This window comes from Morganella sp. B601 (genome assembly GCF_051172335.1).
GTDB classification, from domain to species: domain Bacteria; phylum Pseudomonadota; class Gammaproteobacteria; order Enterobacterales; family Enterobacteriaceae; genus Morganella; species Morganella morganii.
In genome coordinates this window covers 77,834-98,025 of sequence record NZ_JBPIZE010000009.1, presented here as the reverse complement: position 1 = coordinate 98,025, position 20,192 = coordinate 77,834, and the positions used below count along the sequence as shown (strand labels likewise).

General features: G+C 52.4%; 16 protein-coding genes and 1 tRNA gene. 5 read left to right on the top strand and 12 right to left on the bottom strand.

Going from position 1 to position 20,192, the window contains the following annotated elements; translation table 11 throughout:
* Positions 1-1,029 carry a serine hydrolase domain-containing protein gene (locus tag ACSBQN_RS18120; protein ID WP_024473613.1) on the top strand — a complete coding sequence of 343 codons (1,029 nt, stop codon included), beginning with the start codon at positions 1-3 and terminating at the stop codon, positions 1,027-1,029.
* 56 nt (positions 1,030-1,085) lie between these two features.
* On the opposite strand, the gene ACSBQN_RS18115 is transcribed toward ACSBQN_RS18120, so the two are convergent.
* The 9 genes from ACSBQN_RS18115 to ACSBQN_RS18075 all read right to left on the bottom strand — a co-directional run bounded on the left by ACSBQN_RS18115 (position 1,086) and on the right by ACSBQN_RS18075 (position 11,793).
* Positions 1,086-2,765, bottom strand: coding sequence for a M16 family metallopeptidase (locus ACSBQN_RS18115; protein WP_354633018.1), 1,680 nt, complete (start codon positions 2,763-2,765; stop codon positions 1,086-1,088).
* A 164-nt stretch (positions 2,766-2,929) separates the two neighbouring features.
* Complete coding sequence (locus tag ACSBQN_RS18110; RefSeq protein ID WP_004236543.1) at positions 2,930-3,637, bottom strand: HAMP domain-containing protein; 708 nt, start codon at positions 3,635-3,637, stop codon at positions 2,930-2,932.
* 190 nt (positions 3,638-3,827) lie between these two features.
* Positions 3,828-4,826 carry a dipeptide ABC transporter ATP-binding subunit DppF gene (gene dppF / locus ACSBQN_RS18105; protein ID WP_004236544.1) on the bottom strand — a complete coding sequence of 333 codons (999 nt, stop codon included), beginning with the start codon at positions 4,824-4,826 and terminating at the stop codon, positions 3,828-3,830.
* Positions 4,819-5,802: a dipeptide ABC transporter ATP-binding protein gene (gene dppD / locus ACSBQN_RS18100; RefSeq protein WP_004236546.1), complete on the bottom strand. Its 984-nt coding sequence runs from the start codon at positions 5,800-5,802 to the stop codon at positions 4,819-4,821. Before dppD ends, dppF begins: the two co-directional genes overlap by 8 nt.
* A 10-nt stretch (positions 5,803-5,812) precedes the next feature.
* Positions 5,813-6,715 (bottom strand): dipeptide ABC transporter permease DppC, encoded by a 903-nt coding sequence (dppC, locus tag ACSBQN_RS18095; RefSeq protein ID WP_126324167.1) that lies wholly within the window; start codon positions 6,713-6,715, stop codon positions 5,813-5,815.
* Positions 6,716-6,727: 12 nt separating this feature from the next.
* The gene (dppB, locus tag ACSBQN_RS18090; RefSeq protein WP_015422405.1) at positions 6,728-7,747 is read right to left on the bottom strand and encodes a dipeptide ABC transporter permease DppB; all 1,020 of its coding nucleotides are present in this window, start codon (positions 7,745-7,747) and stop codon (positions 6,728-6,730) included.
* A 200-nt stretch (positions 7,748-7,947) separates the two neighbouring features.
* A complete protein-coding gene (dppA, locus tag ACSBQN_RS18085; RefSeq protein ID WP_036409105.1) occupies positions 7,948-9,561 on the bottom strand; it encodes a dipeptide ABC transporter periplasmic-binding protein DppA in 1,614 nt (537 codons plus the stop codon).
* A gap of 438 nt (positions 9,562-9,999) precedes the next feature.
* Positions 10,000-11,553 carry a ShlB/FhaC/HecB family hemolysin secretion/activation protein gene (locus ACSBQN_RS18080; RefSeq protein ID WP_434991793.1) on the bottom strand — a complete coding sequence of 518 codons (1,554 nt, stop codon included), beginning with the start codon at positions 11,551-11,553 and terminating at the stop codon, positions 10,000-10,002.
* A 163-nt stretch (positions 11,554-11,716) separates the two neighbouring features.
* A tRNA-Pro gene (locus ACSBQN_RS18075) sits at positions 11,717-11,793 on the bottom strand.
* A gap of 267 nt (positions 11,794-12,060) precedes the next feature.
* Here ACSBQN_RS18075 and ACSBQN_RS18070 point away from each other — a divergent pair.
* Positions 12,061-13,338 (top strand): filamentous hemagglutinin N-terminal domain-containing protein, encoded by a 1,278-nt coding sequence (locus tag ACSBQN_RS18070; protein ID WP_152696958.1) that lies wholly within the window; start codon positions 12,061-12,063, stop codon positions 13,336-13,338.
* A gap of 42 nt (positions 13,339-13,380) precedes the next feature.
* Here ACSBQN_RS18070 and glyS read toward each other — a convergent pair whose 3' ends face one another.
* Both glyS and glyQ read right to left on the bottom strand, forming a co-directional pair.
* The gene (gene glyS / locus ACSBQN_RS18065) at positions 13,381-15,450 is read right to left on the bottom strand and encodes a glycine--tRNA ligase subunit beta (protein WP_262875752.1); all 2,070 of its coding nucleotides are present in this window, start codon (positions 15,448-15,450) and stop codon (positions 13,381-13,383) included.
* A gap of 9 nt (positions 15,451-15,459) precedes the next feature.
* Positions 15,460-16,368: a glycine--tRNA ligase subunit alpha gene (glyQ, locus tag ACSBQN_RS18060; RefSeq protein ID WP_004236554.1), complete on the bottom strand. Its 909-nt coding sequence runs from the start codon at positions 16,366-16,368 to the stop codon at positions 15,460-15,462.
* Positions 16,369-16,552: 184 nt separating this feature from the next.
* Here glyQ and ACSBQN_RS18055 point away from each other — a divergent pair, with 184 nt between their 5' ends.
* Entirely contained in the window at positions 16,553-17,125 is a 573-nt protein-coding gene (locus tag ACSBQN_RS18055; protein WP_024473622.1) for a DNA-3-methyladenine glycosylase I, read from the top strand.
* A gap of 487 nt (positions 17,126-17,612) precedes the next feature.
* Positions 17,613-17,951 carry a YceK/YidQ family lipoprotein gene (locus ACSBQN_RS18050; RefSeq protein ID WP_004240758.1) on the top strand — a complete coding sequence of 113 codons (339 nt, stop codon included), beginning with the start codon at positions 17,613-17,615 and terminating at the stop codon, positions 17,949-17,951.
* Between the two features lie 10 nt (positions 17,952-17,961).
* Here ACSBQN_RS18050 and ACSBQN_RS18045 read toward each other — a convergent pair whose 3' ends face one another.
* Positions 17,962-19,242 (bottom strand): DUF3748 domain-containing protein, encoded by a 1,281-nt coding sequence (locus ACSBQN_RS18045; protein ID WP_220730379.1) that lies wholly within the window; start codon positions 19,240-19,242, stop codon positions 17,962-17,964.
* A 139-nt stretch (positions 19,243-19,381) separates the two neighbouring features.
* Between ACSBQN_RS18045 and ACSBQN_RS18040 the strand changes: the two genes are divergently transcribed.
* The gene (locus ACSBQN_RS18040) at positions 19,382-19,999 is read left to right on the top strand and encodes a trimeric intracellular cation channel family protein (RefSeq protein ID WP_004236560.1); all 618 of its coding nucleotides are present in this window, start codon (positions 19,382-19,384) and stop codon (positions 19,997-19,999) included.
* The last annotated feature ends 193 nt before the right edge of the window (positions 20,000-20,192 follow it).

Genomic DNA, 20,192 nt, shown 5'->3' with positions numbered 1-20,192 from the left:
ATGCCGGCACGGAATTTATCAGCCCTGCTGCAGGATGTTCAGCCGGACGGTTTTGCCACGGCATTCTGTTTCACCGGCGAAGGGTGTGAATTACCGGACGGTGCGGCACACGGCGGACTGAGCAAAAACGACAGCACGCCGGTCACCCCGGATACCCCGGTGCGGATCGCCAGTAATACCAAAACGTTTACCGCGGCGGCAGTGCTGCGCCTGTATGAACAGCAGAAGCTCAGTCTCAGTTCACCGGTCGCGCCGCTGCTCTCCCCGCAGTATGTCCGCTGGCTGACAGAGGCGGGTTATGATCTGAATGCCATCACGGTGCAGCATCTGCTCAGTCACAGCAGCGGGCTGTATGATCATGCCGATGAGAAGTATATCCGTGATGTGCTCGCGGATCCCGGCCATCTCTGGACACGGGATGAACAGATCCGCCTGTATATCAGCCGGGGCTATCCGCTGATGAAACCGGGCCTCTGTTTCCTCTATTCCGATACCGGTTATCTGCTGCTGGGCGATATTATTGAGCGGGTAACGCAACTGCCGCTGGCGCAGGCGATCCGGCAGTTACTGCGTTTTGATGCACCGGGCATGGAATCCGCTTACTGGGAACTGGAAGAGCCTGCGCCGGCGGGTCTTCCGCCACGGGCACACCAGTATCTCGGTAATATTGACGGAGAGACCATCAGCCCGACCATGGATCTGTGGGGCGGCGGCGGGTTGATTATGTCGGTAAACGCCCTGGCGGTGTTTATGGCGAATCTGTTTGAGGGCCGTATTTTTGACAAGCCGGACACCCTTGAAACCATGCTGAAACCGGGCAGCCATGACGGCGCTGAGGATTACCGCTGCGGGGTGATGGTGACTGAGCGGGACGGCCAGACACTCTGGTATCACCTTGGATTCTGGGGAACCGCCGCTTATTATCACCCGCAGAAAAAAATCGCGGCAGCGGGGTTTGTGAACAACAGGGACACCCGGCCGTGGCTGATGAATCTGCTGGAAAGCAGCTTGTGTCAGGATGATGAATAGTCATTAAAAAAGGGTATCTGAAAGATACCCTTTTTATTTCATGCTGTTACCAAAAATCAGGCACTGACACCGTCGGTGTTATTATCTGCCGCCGGTTGCTCGCTGTTGCCGTTTTGCCCGCCTTTTTTAGCCGGAGCCGGTGCTTTCGGTTCTGCCGGTTTCGCTTCCTGTGACGGCGCTGCCGCTTCCGGGGTTACCGCCGGGGCTTTGGCCTGCTCTGCGGCGGCTTTTTCTGCCGCTGCTTTTTCGGCTGCCGCTTTCTCAGCGGATTCCGCATCCGCCGCAGCCTGTTTCTCTGCCGCAGCAACCGCTTTCTCCGGATGCATTATCTTATCGAACTGAGCACGCAGCTGATCCACATTCATTTCTGTCTCACCTTTCGGCTGAATAAAGAAGAATGCGGTATCCTGCTCTAAAATTGCATGAATTTCTGCGTTCAGCACATCCGGTGTCAGGTTGTTCAGGAACGCCTGACGCAGACGCTGATACTGCTCCGGCGGAATATCAATGATATTACTCTGCTGGGACATCAGACGCTGGTTGATCAGAATATCCGTGGTAGTCCGGGCATAAATAGCAAATAGCTGCTGAAGCTGAGCCTGTTTCAGGGCAATCAGCGCATCAAAATTCTCAGCGGAAATCCCTTTTTCTTTCAGCACAGCCAGTTCACCGGCCAGTTCAGAGACAATCACCGGCATTTTTTCATTCGGCGCACGCAGGCTGAGCATGCAGCTGGCACGCTGATACTGCATCCGGCAATCCATATTCATGGCCATGAATTTTTCATTTTTCTTGCCGATACCCTGCTGTAATGCACCAAAAAGCGCTTCACGGGCGAGGTCATTTAACCAGTAGCGGTTCAGTGCATCTGAATCTTTGACGGAAGACCAGTTCAGATCCCAGACCAGCGCCAGCATATCGTCTTTCTGATTTTCATTCACAGCATGGACTGAGCGTGGTTTCATCGGCGGCAGTGTGGCAACACTGACCGGTGTCTGACGCTTACCTTCCAGGGAGCCGAATGCTTTGCTGATGCCGTCTTCCAGCGCGCGTTTATCAACCGGCCCGGCAACATAGAGCGTCGCCATATCCGGTGTGTACCAGCGCTGATAGAAACTGTTCAGTGCCTCAACATCAATTTTGCCCGCAGGCGGCGGCACCGGGTCAAACCCCTGGAGGGTGGTGCCTTTTAACCGGGCACGCCAGATAGGATCATTGATATTCGGCGGATAGGTGGCAACAGGAGAATCCGGCGCAGCCAGAGCGGCAGTAACGGTTTCCTGATTAAAAATTCCATGACCTGAGACATCCGCCATCCAGCTCAGTGCCGCTTTCAGCACCTCAGGATTATTATTCGGCAGGCTCAGGTTATAGAGTGTGAAATCATAGGAAACAATCGCCGGCGGCAGCGGCATATCCGGGCTTATACCGTTACGCAGCAGGTTCGATAGCTGCTGTGTGTTCAGGCTCTGGCTGTTAAACATCACCACTTTCGGGATGAGATAAGCGAACCCTTTTTCAGCCGGTTTTTCCATCATGGAGCCGGTCTGAACAGAAAGGCGCATCTGTATGCGGTCATTCGGGCGCTGCGGCGTCTGAAGTAGCTGCCAGCTGAATCCGTTTGCCAGTTTACCCTGCTGCCATGCCGGGTCCGGCTGTAATGCTTCTGCGTGTAACTGAGATGTGACGGCAATCAGGACGCCACCGAGTAAAACACGTAAATAAGAGCGTTGCATGCTAACCTCTTTTAATATGAATCCCTGGTATGCCTTCTTCTGAGGTTTACCACTGATGCCGGAAATACTGTTATGTCAGACGATACGTACAGGCAAAAACTGACCGGCTTCCGGGACGCCCTTTTGATTCGTCTGGGTTTAGACAGCAAACCGTCCGGGAAGTTTTATGATGACTCCGTTTTATGTTTGTTCAGCTGGTTCCGGTACCCCTTCGCCAGCAAACCAAGTTCATCATCCTCATGATATGCTGAACAACTGAGCTGCTCTGCAGGCTCATCACTGTTCAGCTCACGGGCCATATTACGCAGCGGCCGCACGATCAGGCGGTTAATACACCAGCTTATCGCGATCACCAGCACCAGTGCCAGTAACAGATAACTGGTCACCATCAGTGCCACGACATTCATCGCGAAGCGGTATATGCGGTTATCATCCACCTGAAGAATAAGATAACCCTGCGGGGGTTTGCCGGTATGTGCCACGCCGTAGGCGTAAAGCGGAACCTTAATCTCAACCGGGATCCCGAAAATCATTTTTGCTGTGCCGGGAATAGGACGGTGTGTGGCAAAATCCAGGCTTATCACCTGAACATTTTCCGGCGTCATCACAATCGCGCGTCCTAAAATCCCGCTGGCCCGCAATGTTATCAGCGTCGATTTTATTGCGTTTAAGTCCGACCCTAACAAGGCATCTGCCAGCGGTTTCCTGACCTGTACTGACGAATTATAAAGCTGATTGATGTAATCATCTTTCCGCTGTTGTATCAGATGTGATAACAGAAGCGTCATAAAAAGTGCGATCGTCACCAAAGTCACCGCAGCGACAACTGACATCTGTTTGATAGTCAGTGACTTTCTGACTTTTACACGCATATTCCACGCCTTTCGTTACAATTCAGTTATCACATCTTTCGCCATACGCAGTGATTATACGTCATCATTGTGCTTTGTGCTGATCTAATCTCACCCGCCAGACAGCAAAAAGCGATAACGGAGCCCTCCATTATCGCTGTTTGTCTTCAGTTAAAACATGTTTTTCTGTAATTTACTGTAAAACAGAATGTTATGCGGAAATTTTTGCCTCTTCTTCCCTGTCTACCGCGAAACAGGCAATCAGCTGTCCGCCGTAGGATTTAAGCTCCGGCCGGAACTGAGTACAGGTGCCGAATGCATGACGGCAGCGGGCGGCAAAGGCGCACCCCGGCGGCGGATTCAGCGGGCTCGGCAGCTCGCCGGTCAGTTTTATCCGCTCGCGGCGCTGTGCCGGATTGAGCCTTGGTGTCGCGGAGAGCAGCGCCTGTGTGTAAGGATGGCGCGGATTCTCAAAAATCTGCGCTTTGGTACCTTTTTCCACACAACGCCCCAGATACATCACCATCACATCATCCGCGATATGTTCCACCACAGATAAGTCATGAGAAATAAACACATACGACAGACCCAGCTCATCCTGGAGATCCATCATCAGGTTCAGTACCTGAGCGCGGACGGACACATCCAGCGCGGATACCGGTTCATCGGCAATCACCACATCCGGATCCAGCATCAGCCCCCGGGCAATGGCAATACGCTGGCGCTGACCGCCGGAAAACATATGCGGATAACGGCTGTAATGTTCGGTTTTCAGACCGACTTTCGCCATCATCGCCAGCACTTTCTCTTTGCGCTCTGCCGCACTGAGGGAGGTGTTGATCACCAGCGGCTCTTCCAGAATCTGCCCGACTTTTTTACGCGGATTAAGCGAGCCGTACGGGTTCTGGAACACAATCTGGATTTTTTGCCGCCGCAGTTTCTCCGCGTGTTTATCCGCCACCAGCAGATCCTGCCCCTGGTAGAACAGCTCCCCGCCGGTCGGTTTTTCAATCATGGTCAGCAGACGGCCGAGGGTTGATTTCCCGCAGCCGGACTCCCCGACCACCGCCAGAGTTTTCCCCCGGTTCAGATCAAATGAGACTCCGTCGAGGGCTTTCACCATCCGTTCCGGTGAGAAAAAGCCTTTCTTCACCGGATAATATTTTTTCAGATCACTGACATGTAACAGCGGCTGTGTGGTTTCACTCATGGCCCGGTCTCCCTTCATCATCCAGCGGGGTATGACATTTCACCTGACGCGCCCCGACAGTACGCAGTTCCGGTTCCGTGCTGCGGCATAAATCCGTGGCATACGGGCAGCGCGGGTTCAGCAGACAGCCCTCAGGCCGGTCATATTTACCGGGCACAACTCCCGGAAGTGATGCCAGACGGCTCTTGTTACCGGCGAATTCCGGCAGCGCCCGTAATAGTGCCTGAGTATACGGATGACGCGGCGCGCGGAAGATATCCGACGCCTTACCGGACTCCGCCACCTGCCCCGCATACATCACAATAATGTGGTGAGCTGCTTCCGCCACCAGCGCGAGGTCATGGGTGATCAGCACCAGTGCCATGTTTTCCTGCTGCTGTAACTCGAGCAGCAGTTCAATGATCTGCGCCTGAATGGTCACATCCAGCGCCGTTGTCGGTTCATCGGCGATCAGCAGCTTCGGACGGCAGGCAATCGCCATCGCAATCATCACCCGCTGGCTCATCCCGCCGGATAACTGATGCGGATAAACATCCAGCCGTGATTTCGGATCCGGAATGCCGACCAGCGTCAGCAGGTCGATAGTCCGCTGTAACCGGGTTTTCCGGTTGCCGCCCTGGTGAACTTTCAGGGCTTCCATAATCTGATACCCCACGGTATAGCAGGGATTCAGGCTGGTCATCGGATCCTGGAAAATCATTGCCACATCCGCGCCCACCAGCTCGCGCCGCTCTTTTTCCGAGATGGTCAGCAGATGGCGGCCGTCAAACTCAAGGTTATCTGCCATCACCCTGCCGGGGAAATCAATCAGCCCCATAATCGCCAGCGAACTGACGGATTTACCGGAGCCGGATTCCCCGACAATCCCGAGCACTTCACCTTCCTCAACCTGATAGCTGATCCGGTCAACAGCGCGGAATGGCATCTCTTTTTCACCGAAGTGAACAGATAATTTATCAACTGTTAATAACGCCATGTCTGCACCTCTACTGCTTAAGCTTAGGATCAAGGGCATCACGCAATCCGTCGCCCATCAGGTTAAACGCCAGTACCGTCAGTAAAATCGCCAGGCCCGGGAAGGTCACCACCCACCATGCGCTCTGCGTAAACTGTAAAACATCGGACAGCATGGTTCCCCATTCCGGTGTCGGCGGCTGTGCGCCCATCCCGAGGAAACCTAATGCGGCCATGTCCAGAATAGCGTTGGAGAAACCCAGAGATGCCTGCACAATCAGCGGTGCCAGACAGTTCGGCAGAATATTGACAAACATCTGGCGCACCGGGCCTGCGCCCGCCACCGCAGAAGCGGTCACATAGTCGCGGCTCACTTCCGTCAGCACCGCCGCGCGGGTCAGACGGATATAGTGCGGCAGTGCCACGAAGGTCAGCGCCAGCGAGGCATTAACAATCGACGGGCCGAAAATCGCCACCAGCACCAGTGCCAGCAGCAGGCTCGGCAGTGCCAGCATGATATCGACGATACGCATGATCAGGGCATCAACCCAGCCGCCGAAATACCCGGCAGCGAGGCCAATCACCACCCCCAGCAGCAGCGACAGCGCCACCACCAGGCAACCGACCAGCAGTGAAAGCCGTGCACCGTACATCAGGCGCGACAGAATATCGCGGCCGATATCATCAGTACCGAGAATAAACTGCCATGAGCCGCCTTCCTGCCAGACCGGCGGCTGTAATAAATGATCACGGAACTGCTCATCCGGCAGATGCGGGGCGAGCAGCGGGGCAAAAACGGCGATCATCAGCATCAGCAGAATATAGATCAGGCCGATCAGTGCGCCTTTGTTGCGCCGGAAGTAGTGCCAGAATTCGCGCAGAGGGGAAAGCGGCTCAGGCGCGCGGGTCACGGTAGTATTTGTCGTCTCAGACATTGTGCGCTCCTGTTATTTTTTATGACGGATCCGCGGGTTAACGACGCCGTAGAGTAAATCCACGCACAGGTTAACCAGGATAATCAGAATGGCGATCAGCAGAACGCCGCCCTGCACAACCGGATAGTCACGGCGCTGAAGGGCATCAATCAGCCAGCGGCCGATACCGGGCCAGGAAAAAATCGTTTCGGTCAGAATCGCCCCGGCCAGCATCACGCCGACCTGTAAGCCGATAACGGTCACCACCGGCAGCAGCGCGTTGCGCAGTGCATGCACCACAATCACGCGGATGCGGCTCAGCCCTTTGGCGCGGGCGGTACGGATATAATCCTCACCCAGCACTTCCAGCATTGCCGAGCGGGTCATACGGACAATCACCGCCAGCGGGATAGTACCGAGCACAATGGACGGCAGAATAAGATGCATCACCGCATCATGAAAATCGCCGTCCTCGCCCCAGATCAGGGTATCAATCAGCATAAATCCGGTCAGCGGCTGACTGTCATCGAGGAACACACTGTCCGATAAGCGCCCTGACACCGGTGTCAGATCGAGATTCACCGACACCAGCATGATCAGCATGATGCCCCACCAGAAAATCGGCATGGAGTAGCCGGTCAGGGAGACCCCGATAGCAGTGTGATCAAAGATTGACCCGCGCTTGACGGCCGCCAGCACCCCGACCGGGATCCCGACAGAAATAGCGAAAATCATGGCGCAGGCTGCGAGTTCCAGCGTGGCTTTAAAACGGGGAACAAACTCTTCCCACACCGGCTGACGGCTCTTCAGAGAGAGACCGAGGTCACCGTGCAGGACACCATTGATATAATGAAGGTACTGTTTCCAGTAAGGCTGATCCAGCCCCAGGGCCGCCATCAGCTGGGCGTGGCGTTCAGGGGAAATTCCCCGCTCACCCGCCATGATAGTGACCGGGTCTCCCGGAATCAGATGAACAAATATAAACGTCAGTAACGTAATACCGATAAATGTCGGTATTACCATCCCGACCCGTCGGAGGATAAATTGCAGCATATCCCTGTTTCTCTTGTAATGGCCGCTGACAGCGCTCTGGTCATAAGACCGGACGAAAGGGAGGACTTTCCCTTTATACTCACACGATGAATAATATTGTTTTAGTTATGTGTTCTGCGTCGTCCGTGCAATGCGGTTCGATACAGGGTTGCCGCCCCCCGGAGGAGGCGGCAGACCGGTAACACTCATTTCCGGTTTACTTATTTTTCGATAGACACATTGTCAAAGTGGTGTTTACCCAGCGGATCCACCACATAGCCTTTCACTTCTTTGCGCACCGGCTCAAACACTGTGGAGTGTGCAACGATCAGTGCAGGCGCCTGCTCTTTCATCACCACCTGAGCCTGCTCATACAGCTTGGCGCGCTCTTTCGGATCAGCCGTGGTACGTGCAGGCTGAATGATGTTTTCAAAGGACTGATCACACCATTTCGAGTAGTTAGAGCCCTGCTCTTTGGCCGCACAGCTGAAGAGTGTGGCGAAGAAGTTATCCGGATCCCCGTTGTCACCGGTCCAGCCCATCATGACAGTCTGAGGCTCGCCCGCTTTTGCGCGCTTGAGGTACTCGCCCCACTCATAGGTCACAATCTTGGCTTTCACGCCGACTTTCGCCCAGTCTGCCTGGATCATCTCAGCCATACGGCGGGCGTTCGGGTTATACGGACGCTGAACCGGCATCGCCCACAGGTCGATTTCAAAGCCGTTTTCCATACCTGCTTCTTTCAGCAGCGCTTTGGCTTTTTCCGGATCATACGGATAGTCTTCGATACTGTTGTTGTAGCCCCACATGGTCGGCGGGATCAGGTTTTTCGCTTTCTGGCCTGCGCCCTGATACACCGCGTCAATGATGGCATCTTTATTAACTGCCATATTCAGTGCCTGACGTACTTTGACGTTATCCAGCGGTTTTTTCGTGACGTTATAGGAGAGATAGCCGACGTTCAGGCCCGGCTGCTCTTTCAGGACAATGTTTTTATCTTCACGCATACGCTCCAGGTCTGCCGGGTTCGGGTACGGCATTACCTGACACTCGTTTTTCTGCAGTTTGGCGTAACGGACAGAGGCATCCGGGGTGATGGAGAAGACCAGGCGGTCAATTTTCGGTTTGCCGTTCCAGTAATCGTCATTGGCTTTATACAGGATACGGGAATCTTTCTGGTACTGCTGCAACACAAACGGCCCGGTGCCGATCGGGTTCAGGTCGACTTTCTCCGGTGTACCGGCTTTCAGCATCTGATCCGCATATTCAGCAGAAAGGATGGAGGCGAAGTCCATCCCGAGGTTTGCAAGGAACGGCGCTTCAGAGCGGCTCAGCTGAAAACGGACAGTGTTGTCATCGACTTTCTCAACTTTATCGATGATTTTATCCATATCCATGCCGCTGAAATATTCATAACTACCGCCGGAGACCTTGTGATACGGGTTATCCGGGTTTTTCTGGCGGTCAAAGGTAAAGACCACATCATCCGCATTGAAATCACGGGTTGGTTTGAAATCCTTGCTGCTGTGGAATTTCACCCCTTTACGCAGATGGAACGTATAGGTTTTTCCGTCTTCGCTCACATCCCAGGATTCCGCCAGGCCCGGCTCCAGCTCTGTGGTACCGGCCTTAAACTCCACCAGCCGGTTATACAGCGGCACGGAGCTGGCATCATAAGTGGTTCCCGAGGTGAACAGCTGCGGGTTAAACCCTTCCGGTGATCCCTCAGAACAAAAAACCAGCGTTCCCGCCGCATTGACACTGGCGGATACCGCCAGAGCAACCAGTGTAATGCCCAGCTTCGCAAATCCTGTCTTACGTTTGGCGCTTCTCATCATCATTATCTCCGCCTGTCGTTGAATGTCGTGTTTGCTCTGTCGTCCGGCAGTGCCGGACCACAAATTTCAGTTTGTTTATTATTTTCTGACACTTCACTAAATCAACTGTCACAGAGGCAGTCAATACTATTGACTATGGACGATGACTACACATAAAACACACAAATCAAACGTTTTGATAACAAAAACAGCTAAAATGTTTGAACGGGTGCACAACTGAGCATTTATTCAGCTGCCGGATAAAACGTTCACAGAATAAACAGCTGATAAAAATTATCCGGATTTTGTGACTGAATGCTTAATTACTGCGCGATTATTTTGTCTGGTATCACTGTCACAGTGTTTTCCGTTGCACATTTTGCCACGTCTGCCGCTGTAATCCGCACCCTGCCTGATATACAGCGGAACTATCACGCGCTGAAATCAAACTGATCTTCAGTAACTGACACTGACAGAAAATCCACCCACCGGTGAAAAGGCCCGTACATGCTCCGCCTCTTTCAGCGGCAGACCGGCAAAGATCTGATAGCTCAGTGAGTTATAAAATCCCTTCATCCCGATCTCAGTTCCCGCCAGACTATGAGATCGCGCACCGCCGGAAATTTTTGCCCCCGGCAACCCGGCATCCGCTGCCAGATACAGATTATGCCCCGGCAATACCTGCTGCCAGACCACCTCATTACGGCTGATAAAAACCCGCGCAGCACTCATACTGTGGGAAAAAGGATAGCCGCGTACCGAATAACGGCCGCTCAGGGATTCATAATCCATCTCATCCGCTTTATCCGCATTAATAAAGCCGCGCATAACACCGTCATAGTAAAACGGCTGACCGGCGAGACGGAACGGTACTGTCAGTGTTGTTTCTGCCATCAGCTGCCGCGTCGGTTTCAGCTTTTTTTCTGTTACCGGCAGTGCACCAAAGCGGTTCAGTGAATGCTTATACTGCACCTGATACTGCAAGGTGAAATCCGGCAGATACCAGCGGTGATTCAGCCCGGTATTCCAGTAAACAGACCGGCGCTCAGGCATTATCAGCGGCGCATGTCCGAGTGTGACATGCCGGGTCAGCGCAGAAATACCGCTGCTGAGGGTGATATCATGCGCCGGGGTCAGAAGGAGCTTACGGCCGAGGCTCAGATCCAGTGTTTTGCTGCGGGTAAAATAGTCCAGTGACCCCTGATATACCGGGTATTGCTGCTTCTGATCACTGTAACTGCCGCCTGCGGTAAATTCCCAGTACCGGAAAGGGATCCGGTACTGGCCATAAATAAATTTCACCCCGGCGGAATGGTCGCGGTCCATATCCCGCAGAGTATAAATAAACAGGCGGTCATACAGCTGTAACGGATTTTCAAGACTGAGCCGGTTAGTTATCTGCCTGCTGCCGGTTGACGGACTGCCGTGATTGCTGATTTCCAGTGAGCCGCTGATGCTGCGTTTTTTCTGCCGGGCAATGGTGATTACACTGTTGCCGGGGTTCTGCGGATCCGGTTCAACGGCGGCCTGAGCCCCCAGACCGGGCAATTGATTCAGATGGGACATTCCCAGTTCAGTATCACGGATATTCAGCTGTCCGTCTGCCCGCTGCGGGAAAATCAGGTTCAGCCCGAAATGCGTATCTCCGCTCTCTTTATCGCGATAGCCGCTCAGATAACCGGGCTGATAGTGAAGTGTCAGGGTACCGTCACTAACATTCTGCGGCGGCACACTGATTTGTGCAGTGATAAAACCGGCCTGATGCACCGCCGACTCCAGTTTCATTACCGCTTCTGCCATCTGTTCTGATGTCAGGCAGTGTCCGGTAATGCTTTTTTCAAATTCATCAGCCAGATAAGAGGGCTCAATTAATTCACGCTGCTTAATCACCACCTCTGACAGTATGGCGCAGGAGACCGGAGAAACCGGCGGAGAAGAAGTGTAAGTGCTGCCCCATGCGCAGCCACAGGCCGCCGCCATCACAGCAGCAGCCGCTGTTTTTTTTATCATGTATCCGTCCGTCTGATGAAATCCTTTCAGCGGGCAGTTAAACGGATAACAGAAAACAGCGATATCAAAAAAGCGGCGTAATTTTTGAAAGTAACAGAAGAAGAAAAATGACAGATGCTGAAAAGCAAAAAACCCTGCTGTAAAAGCAGGGTTTTTCTTAATATGGTCGGCGAGATAGGATTCGAACCTACGACCCACTGGTCCCAAACCAGTTGCGCTACCAAGCTGCGCTACTCGCCGAAAGCGGGATGGATATTACTGCCGGAAAGGCTAAACGTCAAGTGCAGAAACCGGAATTTTTTGTTTTTCGCCCCATTATTTTTATTTCGCCGGTTTATCAGCCAAATTTCTGTTTTTTATCCGCTTATTGGTAAACGGTATGTTTTTTATTTGCTATCGGAATGCTGAAAACTGACAAAAAATAACCACTCTGTTCATATCTGCTGTCAGCGACTTTATTTATCCTGCCCGTGGATTTTATACCTCAGCAACAACCAGGGAGTGGTTATGCCAAAAATAGTAAAGCTGTCCGTTATCAGCAGTACCCTTTTCCTCGCTCAGTTCGCCTCTGCAGCGGATATTACCGTTAATCCTGCATCATCAGAGACGACTCAGGTCGTCCGTCAGGGGAGCAACACCACCATCAATATCGCACCGGCAAACACGCAAGGTGTTTCTTATAATGCCTATGATCAGTTTAACGTCGGGAAAAACGGTGTGGTATTTAATAACCGCGAATCCGGCGCCGGAATGATTATTAACGAGGTGCTTTCAACCGAAAAATCACAACTGCGCGGTAATATGCATGTGGATGGCAAAAAAGCCCATCTCATTATCGCTAACCCGAACGGTATTGCCTGTAACGGATGCAGTGTTTCCGGCGCGGATCAGTTAACACTGACCGGCGGAAAAATAGTATTCTCTCAGGACGGAGAATTACCGGGTTATCACAATAGTAAAAATAACAGCAACATTCGCATTAGTAACACCACTGAAAATGCGTTTTCTTCCGTAAACAAATTCAATGTGATTGCTGAAAATATCACTATTCGTAACAGTGAAATCAGTACGCCCAATCTGGTGATGTTCAGCGGCCATGAATTAGTAAAGTATTCACCAGATACAGTCAGGGGTTTGGAAGCCTTACCCGGCAGCAGTGGCACGCAAAAAAGCAAACTGACTGTCAGCAAAGACAGCCATATTAAAACGGATAATATGTATATCAGTGCAAATAACACTGATATAAAAAATCACGGTATGATTACAGTTGGTGATGTACAAAAGCAACATGCTGTGAATAGTCAACTGACGTTGGATTTGGTCAATTCACACCTGATGAATGGCAGCAAAGGTAATATCCGTGTAACTGATGCGGATTCAATCCTGGAAAACAGCCAGATTACCAACAACGGCAATATCCATATTGATAACAAGCATAAAATGCTGACAATAGGCAGTGCTGTTATCCATAACAAAGGGAATATGTCATCAGATATCACCGAAATTACCAGTTTGAATAATGTTAAATCCGGTGTTGGTATTAATAACTATGGCAATCTGACAGGCAGTTTATTGGTTAAAGCAAATCAAATCGCATTTAACAATAAAAAATATCTGGAAGCATTGGATATATCTGCGGATAGTGATGTTCTTGCCTATATTAATGATGGCGAGATAATGAATGAAACGGCTAAGTTCAGAGCTTATGAACTCTATCATTCAGGTAATGGAAAAATCACATCCGGGCCTGTATTTGAATCTGAGATAAAAAAACCACTTCAGTAAAAAGAAAGCCCGGCATTGCCGGGCTTTTAGCTCTTTCACCGGTTACTGCAACAGCGAAATATCCGCAACCCCCAGGAACAGGTTGCGCAGTTCATTTAATAATGTCAGACGGTTACGGCGGATATTGTCATCCTTATCCATCACCATCACGCTATCAAAGAACGCATCCACTGCTTCACGCAGAGAGGCCAGTTCAGTCAGTGCTTCCTGATATTTGCCTTCCGCATAAAGCGGTGCCAGCTGTGTTTTCAGGTCAGTCACATAGGCTGCCAGGCGAATCTCTTCCGGTGCATTCATTAATGATGCCAGAACGGTATCATTCAGTGCATCATCACTCTTCGACAGAATGTTGGAAACGCGCTTGTTAGCAGCGGCCAGAGCAGCGGCTTCCTCCAGTGTACGGAAGTGAGTGACCGCTTTCATGCGGGCATCAAAGTCTGCCGGACGGGTCGGACGACGCGCCAGAACTGCCTGGATAGTATCAATCGCAAAACCCTGCTCCTGATACCAGGCGCGGAAACGGCCTAACATGAAATCAACCACGTCAGTGACCACATTCGCGTTCGTCAGCTTATCACCATACAGGCGGGCAGCTTCCTGTGTCAGCGTTTCCAGGTCGAGGTTGTAACCTTTCTCAACGATGATACGCAGCACACCGAGTGCGGCACGGCGCAGAGCAAACGGGTCTTTATCCCCTTTCGGATGCTGGCCGATGCCGAAGATCCCCGCCAGGGTATCCATTTTGTCAGCAATCGCCAGCGCATCAGACACCGGCGTTGACGGCAGGTTATCACCGGCGTAACGCGGCTGATACTGCTCTTTCAGTGCCAGCGCCACGTCTTCAGATTCACCGTCATGGCGTGCATAGTGCATGCCCATCACACCCTGGGTGTCAGTGAATTCAAAGACCATGTTGGTCATCAGATCACATTTGGCCAGCAGGCCTGCACGGGTAGCGTGATTCACATCCGCGCCAATCTGACCGGCAATCCAGCCTGCGAGCGCTTCAAGGCGATCAGTTTTATCACGCAGTGTACCCAGCTGCTGCTGGAACAGAACGGTGCTCAGGCGCGGCAGGTTATCTTCCAGACGCTTTTTGCAGTCGGTTTTGAAGAAGAACTCAGCATCCGCCAGGCGGGGACGGACAACTTTTTCGTTACCTGCGATGATCTGCGACGGGTCAGAAGACTCGATATTGGCAACAAAGATAAAGTTCGGCATCAGGTTGCCGTTTTTGTCGTAAACCGGGAAGTATTTCTGGTCACCTTTCATGGTGTAAACCAGGGCTTCAGACGGAACCGCGAGGAATTTTTCCTCGAATTTCGCTGTCAGCACAACCGGCCATTCCACCAGTGAAGTGACTTCTTCCAGCAGGCTGTCAGTCAGGTCAGCCACGCCGCCCAGTGCCAGTGCTGCCTTTTCCGCATCACGTTTGATCATGGCTTTACGGGCATCGTAATCCGCCATCACTTTACCGCGGGTTTCCAGAATGGCCGGATACTCGTCTGCGTGTGCGATAGTGAATTCCGCTTCACCCATAAAACGGTGACCACGGATAACACGGTCAGAGGTGATCCCCAGGACTTCACCCGGAATAACATCCGCGCCCATCAGCATCGTAACGGTATGAACCGGACGCACAAAGTGAGTCTCTTTATCACCCCAGCGCATCAGTTTCGGAATAGGCAGTTTTGCCAGCGCACGGCTGACCATATCTGCCAGTAATTCTTTGGCTTTATTCCCTTTTTCCACCGCGCGGTACAGCAGCCATTCACCTTTGTCGGTGACCATGCGATCAGCCTGATCAACGGTGATCCCGCAACCGCGTGCCCAGCCTTCCGCCGCTTTGGTCGGTTTGCCTTCGGTATCAAATGCCTGGGCAATCGCAGGGCCGCGCTTTTCCACTTCGCGATCAGCGGCAGATTCCGCCAGACCGGCAATTTTTACCGCCAGGCGGCGTGGTGCGGCATACCAGGTCACATCACCGTGAGTCAGGTTAGCAGCGGCCAGTTCTGCAGTCAGGTTGGCCGCAAAAGATTCAGCAAGAGAACGAAGCGCCTTCGGCGGTAACTCTTCTGTGCCGATTTCCGTCAGGAAAGTCTGTTGTGTCATGACAGCCTCTTAGTTCTTTTTACACATCGGGAAGCCCAGTGCCTCACGGGAGGCATAGTAAGCTTCGGCAACGGCTTTGGTCAGGGTACGGATGCGCAGGATATAACGCTGACGTTCCGTCACCGAAATCGCTTTGCGCGCATCGAGCAGGTTGAAAGAGTGAGCCGCTTTCAGAATACGCTCGTAGGCCGGTAACGGCAGCGGAGTTTCCAGTGCCAGCAGGGACTGTGCTTCTTTCTCATACTGTTCGAAACAGGTGAATAAGAAGTCCACATCGGCGTATTCAAAGTTATACGTGGATTGCTCAACTTCGTTCTGATGATAGATATCACCATAGGTGGTTTTGCCCAGCGGGCCGTCACACCAGACCAGATCGTAAACGCTGTCCACGCCCTGGATATACATCGCCAGGCGCTCGAGACCGTAAGTGACTTCCCCGGTAACCGGTTTGCACTCCAGGCCGCCGACCTGCTGGAAGTAAGTAAACTGTGTAACTTCCATGCCGTTCAGCCAGACTTCCCAGCCTAATCCCCAGGCACCCAGCGTCGGGTTTTCCCAGTTATCTTCAACAAAACGGATGTCATGAACCGTCGGGTCAATACCCAGCTCTTTCAGGGAACCGAGATACAGCTCCTGGATGTTATCCGGAGACGGTTTGATGATGACCTGAAACTGATAGTAGTGCTGCAGGCGGTTCGGGTTTTCCCCGTAACGGCCGTCCGTCGGACGACGGGATGGCTGCACATAGGCCGCCGCAATCGGCTCCGGCCCTAACGCTCTCAGACACGTCATCGGGTGTGAAGTGCCGGCGCCGACTTCCATGTCCAGTGGTTGAACAATGGTACAGCCCTGGCGCGCCCAGTAATCCTGTAATGTCAGGATAAGACCCTGGAAGGTTTTGGTATCAAACTTTTGCATGTTGGATCCGCACGCGAGAAAATGAATAATAAAATAAAGTCATTCAGTATACCCTCTGACCGCCGGACTATACAGCGCTTCTCCGATCTTTTTCCGCCCGGATCGAAAAACCGGGAATATACCCGTTTACATGGATATTTATCCAGTATAAATTAACCGGAAAGCCGTCTTCCGGGAGAACACAATGTCACTGTCCGCCGCTGCTCAGACCCGCTGTGCGTGGGTTACTGATGACCCGCTCTATATTCAGTATCATGACACCGAATGGGGTGTCCCCGAGCGGGATAACCATAAATTATTTGAGATGATCTGCCTTGAAGGCCAGCAGGCGGGTCTTTCCTGGCTGGTAATCCTGAAAAAACGGGAAAATTACCGGCAGTCGTTCTTTCAGTTCGATCCGGAAAAAGTGGCAGCCATGACAGATGCCGATGTGGATAAACTGATGCAAAACCCGGGAATTGTCCGCCAGCGGGCGAAAATCAATGCCATTATCAGTAATGCAAAAGCCTATCTGGCGATGCAGCAGGCCGGTGAGGATTTCAGTGATTTTCTGTGGAATTTCACCGGTAACACGCCGCTGGTTAACCACCATACTGACAGCAGCACCATCCCCGCGGATACGCCGCTGTCCCATACTCTGGCAAAAGCGCTGAAAAAACGCGGGTTTAAATTCTGCGGGCCGGTTATCTGTTATTCCTTTATGCAGGCCGTCGGCATGGTTGATGATCATCTGCCGCACTGTTGCAGCCGCCGGTAAAAAAATCCCCGTTATGTGGTAAGAACATAACGGGGTAAAGGTATAACGAGGACTTTGGATCTGTTAACTGACATTACCGGCCGGTATAAAGCACAAGGCATTTACCTCACACCGTTCAGTAATGCGTCCCAGTTTACCCGCAAGTGCCTCCGGTAATGGCTGTAATAATCCTGCTATTATCATTGTATTAGCGCCGACAAACCGCACTGTTCAATAAATTCAGTCACACTTTCTGACAGATAATTCTGCCGGTTCTGTTAAAACAGTTCCCCGGGGATGGTACCCTTTGCCTGTGATCTGCGTGTTTTACCGGTGACGATTTGCCGGTGACCATTTTCAGATGACAGCACTCACGTTCCGCCGTTAAACGGAAATCCGGATCACACAAAAAAACAAAAACTTCTCAGTACACTCTATTTATGGAATAGTACGCCGGTCGGGTGAAATAATTACCGGTACCCGCCCGCTGTATATGCAGGGACATGTTATGACACGCAAATGTATGATAATAAGCGGATTGCTGGGACTGAGTACGATACTCAGCGGCTGCTCAAGTATTATGACCCGGACCGGCCCGACAGAGGGCTACTATCCCGGGACCAAAAACAGTATCGCCATGTTGCAGGATGACGAAACCGGCTGGGTAATGAAGCCGATTGTCGCCATTGACCTGCCCTTCTCCGCTGTTCTCGATACCCTTCTGGCCCCGGTTGATTATGCCACCGACGGCAAAGACAACAGTAAGTCATCCCCTGCGGAACGGGTAAAACGCCTGGAAGCAGCGGAAACCGCCCATAACGCCCCGGCACCATTACCACAGGAGTAATCTGCCGCCGTTACAGCCCGGTGTCTGCCACCCAGATTTGCTGCCAGCCGTTTGTGCGGCGCAGAAATGCCACCCGGCTGTTATCCGGTGAAAACACTACCGCATCCCCTGAAACCGGTTCTGCTGATGGTGCAGTCACCGCCCGGCATACCCCGGTTTCAGCACTGCACACCATGACCAATCCTTTGCGGACAAAAGCCAGATACCGCCCGGTGCTGTCCCAGCTGAATGCAGATTCAATACTGTCACTGCCGGAAGTGACCTGATGCGGCTCCCCGCCCTGCGGGGAAATCGTCCACAACTGAACAATTCCCTGATCGTCCTGCATCAGAAACGCAATTTTGTCGCCCTGCGGTGAGCTGCGCAGCCAGAAACGCGGCTGTTTTGCCAGCCCCGGATACCGGCGCTGATAGGTAAATGTCAGCCGCGTCTGGCTGACACCGGCCGGCGGAGCAGGCATCGTACTGTCGGTTCCCTCAAGCGGCAGATCGCCGGCAACGGTATAATCTTCAGGCCGTTCCGGCAGATCAAGACGGAAAATCTCCGGGATCACCTCACCGTTTTCTGACCGGGTATCCCCGATAAACGCAATCGCACGCCGCTGACGGGAGCCGTCAGCCCGCAGATACCCCTGCTCACCAATCCAGCCCTCTTCGTATGCACGGCTGATGTCATCACTGCCGGGCTGCGGCGCTGGAGTTGTCCGCGAGACCACACAGCAGAAAAACTCCCCGTCATATTCACGCGGGTGATGTTTCCCGCTGCATACCGGATGCAGCGGAACCGCCACCGCCACATTACGCAGATCCAGCGCCGGATCCCGCTCATGCAGCACATGGTCGTTATAAGTGAAACTCAGCCATTCTCCGTCCGGGCTGAACACATGCACATGTGTACCACCGCGCAGAGCGCCGGGCTGATAAGGCGGCGTAATACAGAAAGCATCAATATTGTGTGCAACACCCGGTACATCATCACTGACCATCACCCCCTGACGATGATGGAAATCATACTGCCACTGCTGATCCGGATTAAGCGGCCCGCAGATAAAGGCATAGCGCACCGGTAATTCAGGGCTGACCGTCACCACACCCACACAGGCCCCGGCGGTTCCCCGGTAAATTTCACGGATTTCTGTTGTATTCACATGAATTTTTTCTATCGTTTTACCGGTAAACGAAGATCCCTGAGGGCGGACATCATAAACCAGCCATTGGCTATCCGGCGTCCATACATTAATATTAGTAAGCTGATGATGACGGGGCGTTGTTGTTATCTGATATTCATTCATTAGAGTGATACTCTCTTTGTATACCATCAGTTCGGATAACCTCAGGTAATCCGATTGGGTCAGACTAAAAAAAACTCAGTCGAGACTTTCGGCTGTGCTGACTATGCTAACCTTCCGATAAACCGGCAATGATAAGACTATGTTACTCAGTATCCTGTACATTATTGGTATTACCGCTGAAGCCATGACCGGAGCACTGGCCGCCGGCCGCCGGAAAATGGATGTTTTCGGCGTGATTATTATCGCCTCCGCCACTGCTATCGGCGGCGGGTCTGTCCGCGATATGCTGCTGGGCCATTACCCGCTGGGCTGGGTAAAACATCCTGAATATATTATTACGGTTGCCTGTGCTGCCGTTATTACTATCTGGGTTGCGCCGATGATGAAACATCTGCGCCGTCTTTTCCTGATCCTGGATGCCATCGGGCTGATGGTATTTTCCATTATCGGCGCTCAGATAGCACTCGATATGAACTACGGGCCGATCATTGCGGCTATTGCCGCCGTTATCACCGGTGTTTTCGGTGGTGTGCTGCGCGATATGCTGTGTAACACCATTCCGCTGGTTTTCCAGAAAGAATTATATGCCGGTATCTCCTTTGCCGCCGCCTGGCTCTATATGGGATTACTGTTTTACACGCCGCTGCCGCGCGATGCCGTCATTATTATTACCCTGGTGGCCGGCCTGACATCCCGGTTAATTGCCATCCGCTACCGCCTCGGGTTACCGGTCTTTAATTACGAAAATCAGGATTAACGGCAATAACCGCTCACCCGGAACCGGACAATACCGGTTCCGGCTCTGCTTATCTGCCCTGTTTGTCTGTTTTTTCCTGTTGTCCCGCACTGTCATGTAACTGGGGGGCTGTACGTACATTTTTATTCCGCCGGTGCGGAAAAATGAAACATCCGTATTCATCTGACCGGAAAAATAAGAAATTTTCAGCAGA

What these genes read in the sequence shown, in the direction of transcription:
- ACSBQN_RS18045 (WP_220730379.1), bottom strand. Translation starts at nt 19,242, where the DNA reads ATGAATGAATATCAGATAACAACAACGCCCCGTCATCATCAGCTTACT.
- ACSBQN_RS18110 (WP_004236543.1), bottom strand. Translation starts at nt 3,637, where the DNA reads ATGCGTGTAAAAGTCAGAAAGTCACTGACTATCAAACAGATGTCAGTT.
- ACSBQN_RS18040 (WP_004236560.1), top strand. Translation starts at nt 19,382, where the DNA reads ATGTTACTCAGTATCCTGTACATTATTGGTATTACCGCTGAAGCCATG.
- dppA (WP_036409105.1), bottom strand. Translation starts at nt 9,561, where the DNA reads ATGAGAAGCGCCAAACGTAAGACAGGATTTGCGAAGCTGGGCATTACA.
- dppC (WP_126324167.1), bottom strand. Translation starts at nt 6,715, where the DNA reads ATGTCTGAGACGACAAATACTACCGTGACCCGCGCGCCTGAGCCGCTT.
- ACSBQN_RS18070 (WP_152696958.1), top strand. Translation starts at nt 12,061, where the DNA reads ATGCCAAAAATAGTAAAGCTGTCCGTTATCAGCAGTACCCTTTTCCTC.
- ACSBQN_RS18115 (WP_354633018.1), bottom strand. Translation starts at nt 2,765, where the DNA reads ATGCAACGCTCTTATTTACGTGTTTTACTCGGTGGCGTCCTGATTGCC.
- dppF (WP_004236544.1), bottom strand. Translation starts at nt 4,826, where the DNA reads ATGAGTGAAACCACACAGCCGCTGTTACATGTCAGTGATCTGAAAAAA.
- ACSBQN_RS18050 (WP_004240758.1), top strand. Translation starts at nt 17,613, where the DNA reads ATGACACGCAAATGTATGATAATAAGCGGATTGCTGGGACTGAGTACG.
- glyQ (WP_004236554.1), bottom strand. Translation starts at nt 16,368, where the DNA reads ATGCAAAAGTTTGATACCAAAACCTTCCAGGGTCTTATCCTGACATTA.
- glyS (WP_262875752.1), bottom strand. Translation starts at nt 15,450, where the DNA reads ATGACACAACAGACTTTCCTGACGGAAATCGGCACAGAAGAGTTACCG.
- dppB (WP_015422405.1), bottom strand. Translation starts at nt 7,747, where the DNA reads ATGCTGCAATTTATCCTCCGACGGGTCGGGATGGTAATACCGACATTT.
- dppD (WP_004236546.1), bottom strand. Translation starts at nt 5,802, where the DNA reads ATGGCGTTATTAACAGTTGATAAATTATCTGTTCACTTCGGTGAAAAA.
- ACSBQN_RS18120 (WP_024473613.1), top strand. Translation starts at nt 1, where the DNA reads ATGCCGGCACGGAATTTATCAGCCCTGCTGCAGGATGTTCAGCCGGAC.
- ACSBQN_RS18055 (WP_024473622.1), top strand. Translation starts at nt 16,553, where the DNA reads ATGTCACTGTCCGCCGCTGCTCAGACCCGCTGTGCGTGGGTTACTGAT.
- ACSBQN_RS18080 (WP_434991793.1), bottom strand. Translation starts at nt 11,553, where the DNA reads ATGATAAAAAAAACAGCGGCTGCTGCTGTGATGGCGGCGGCCTGTGGC.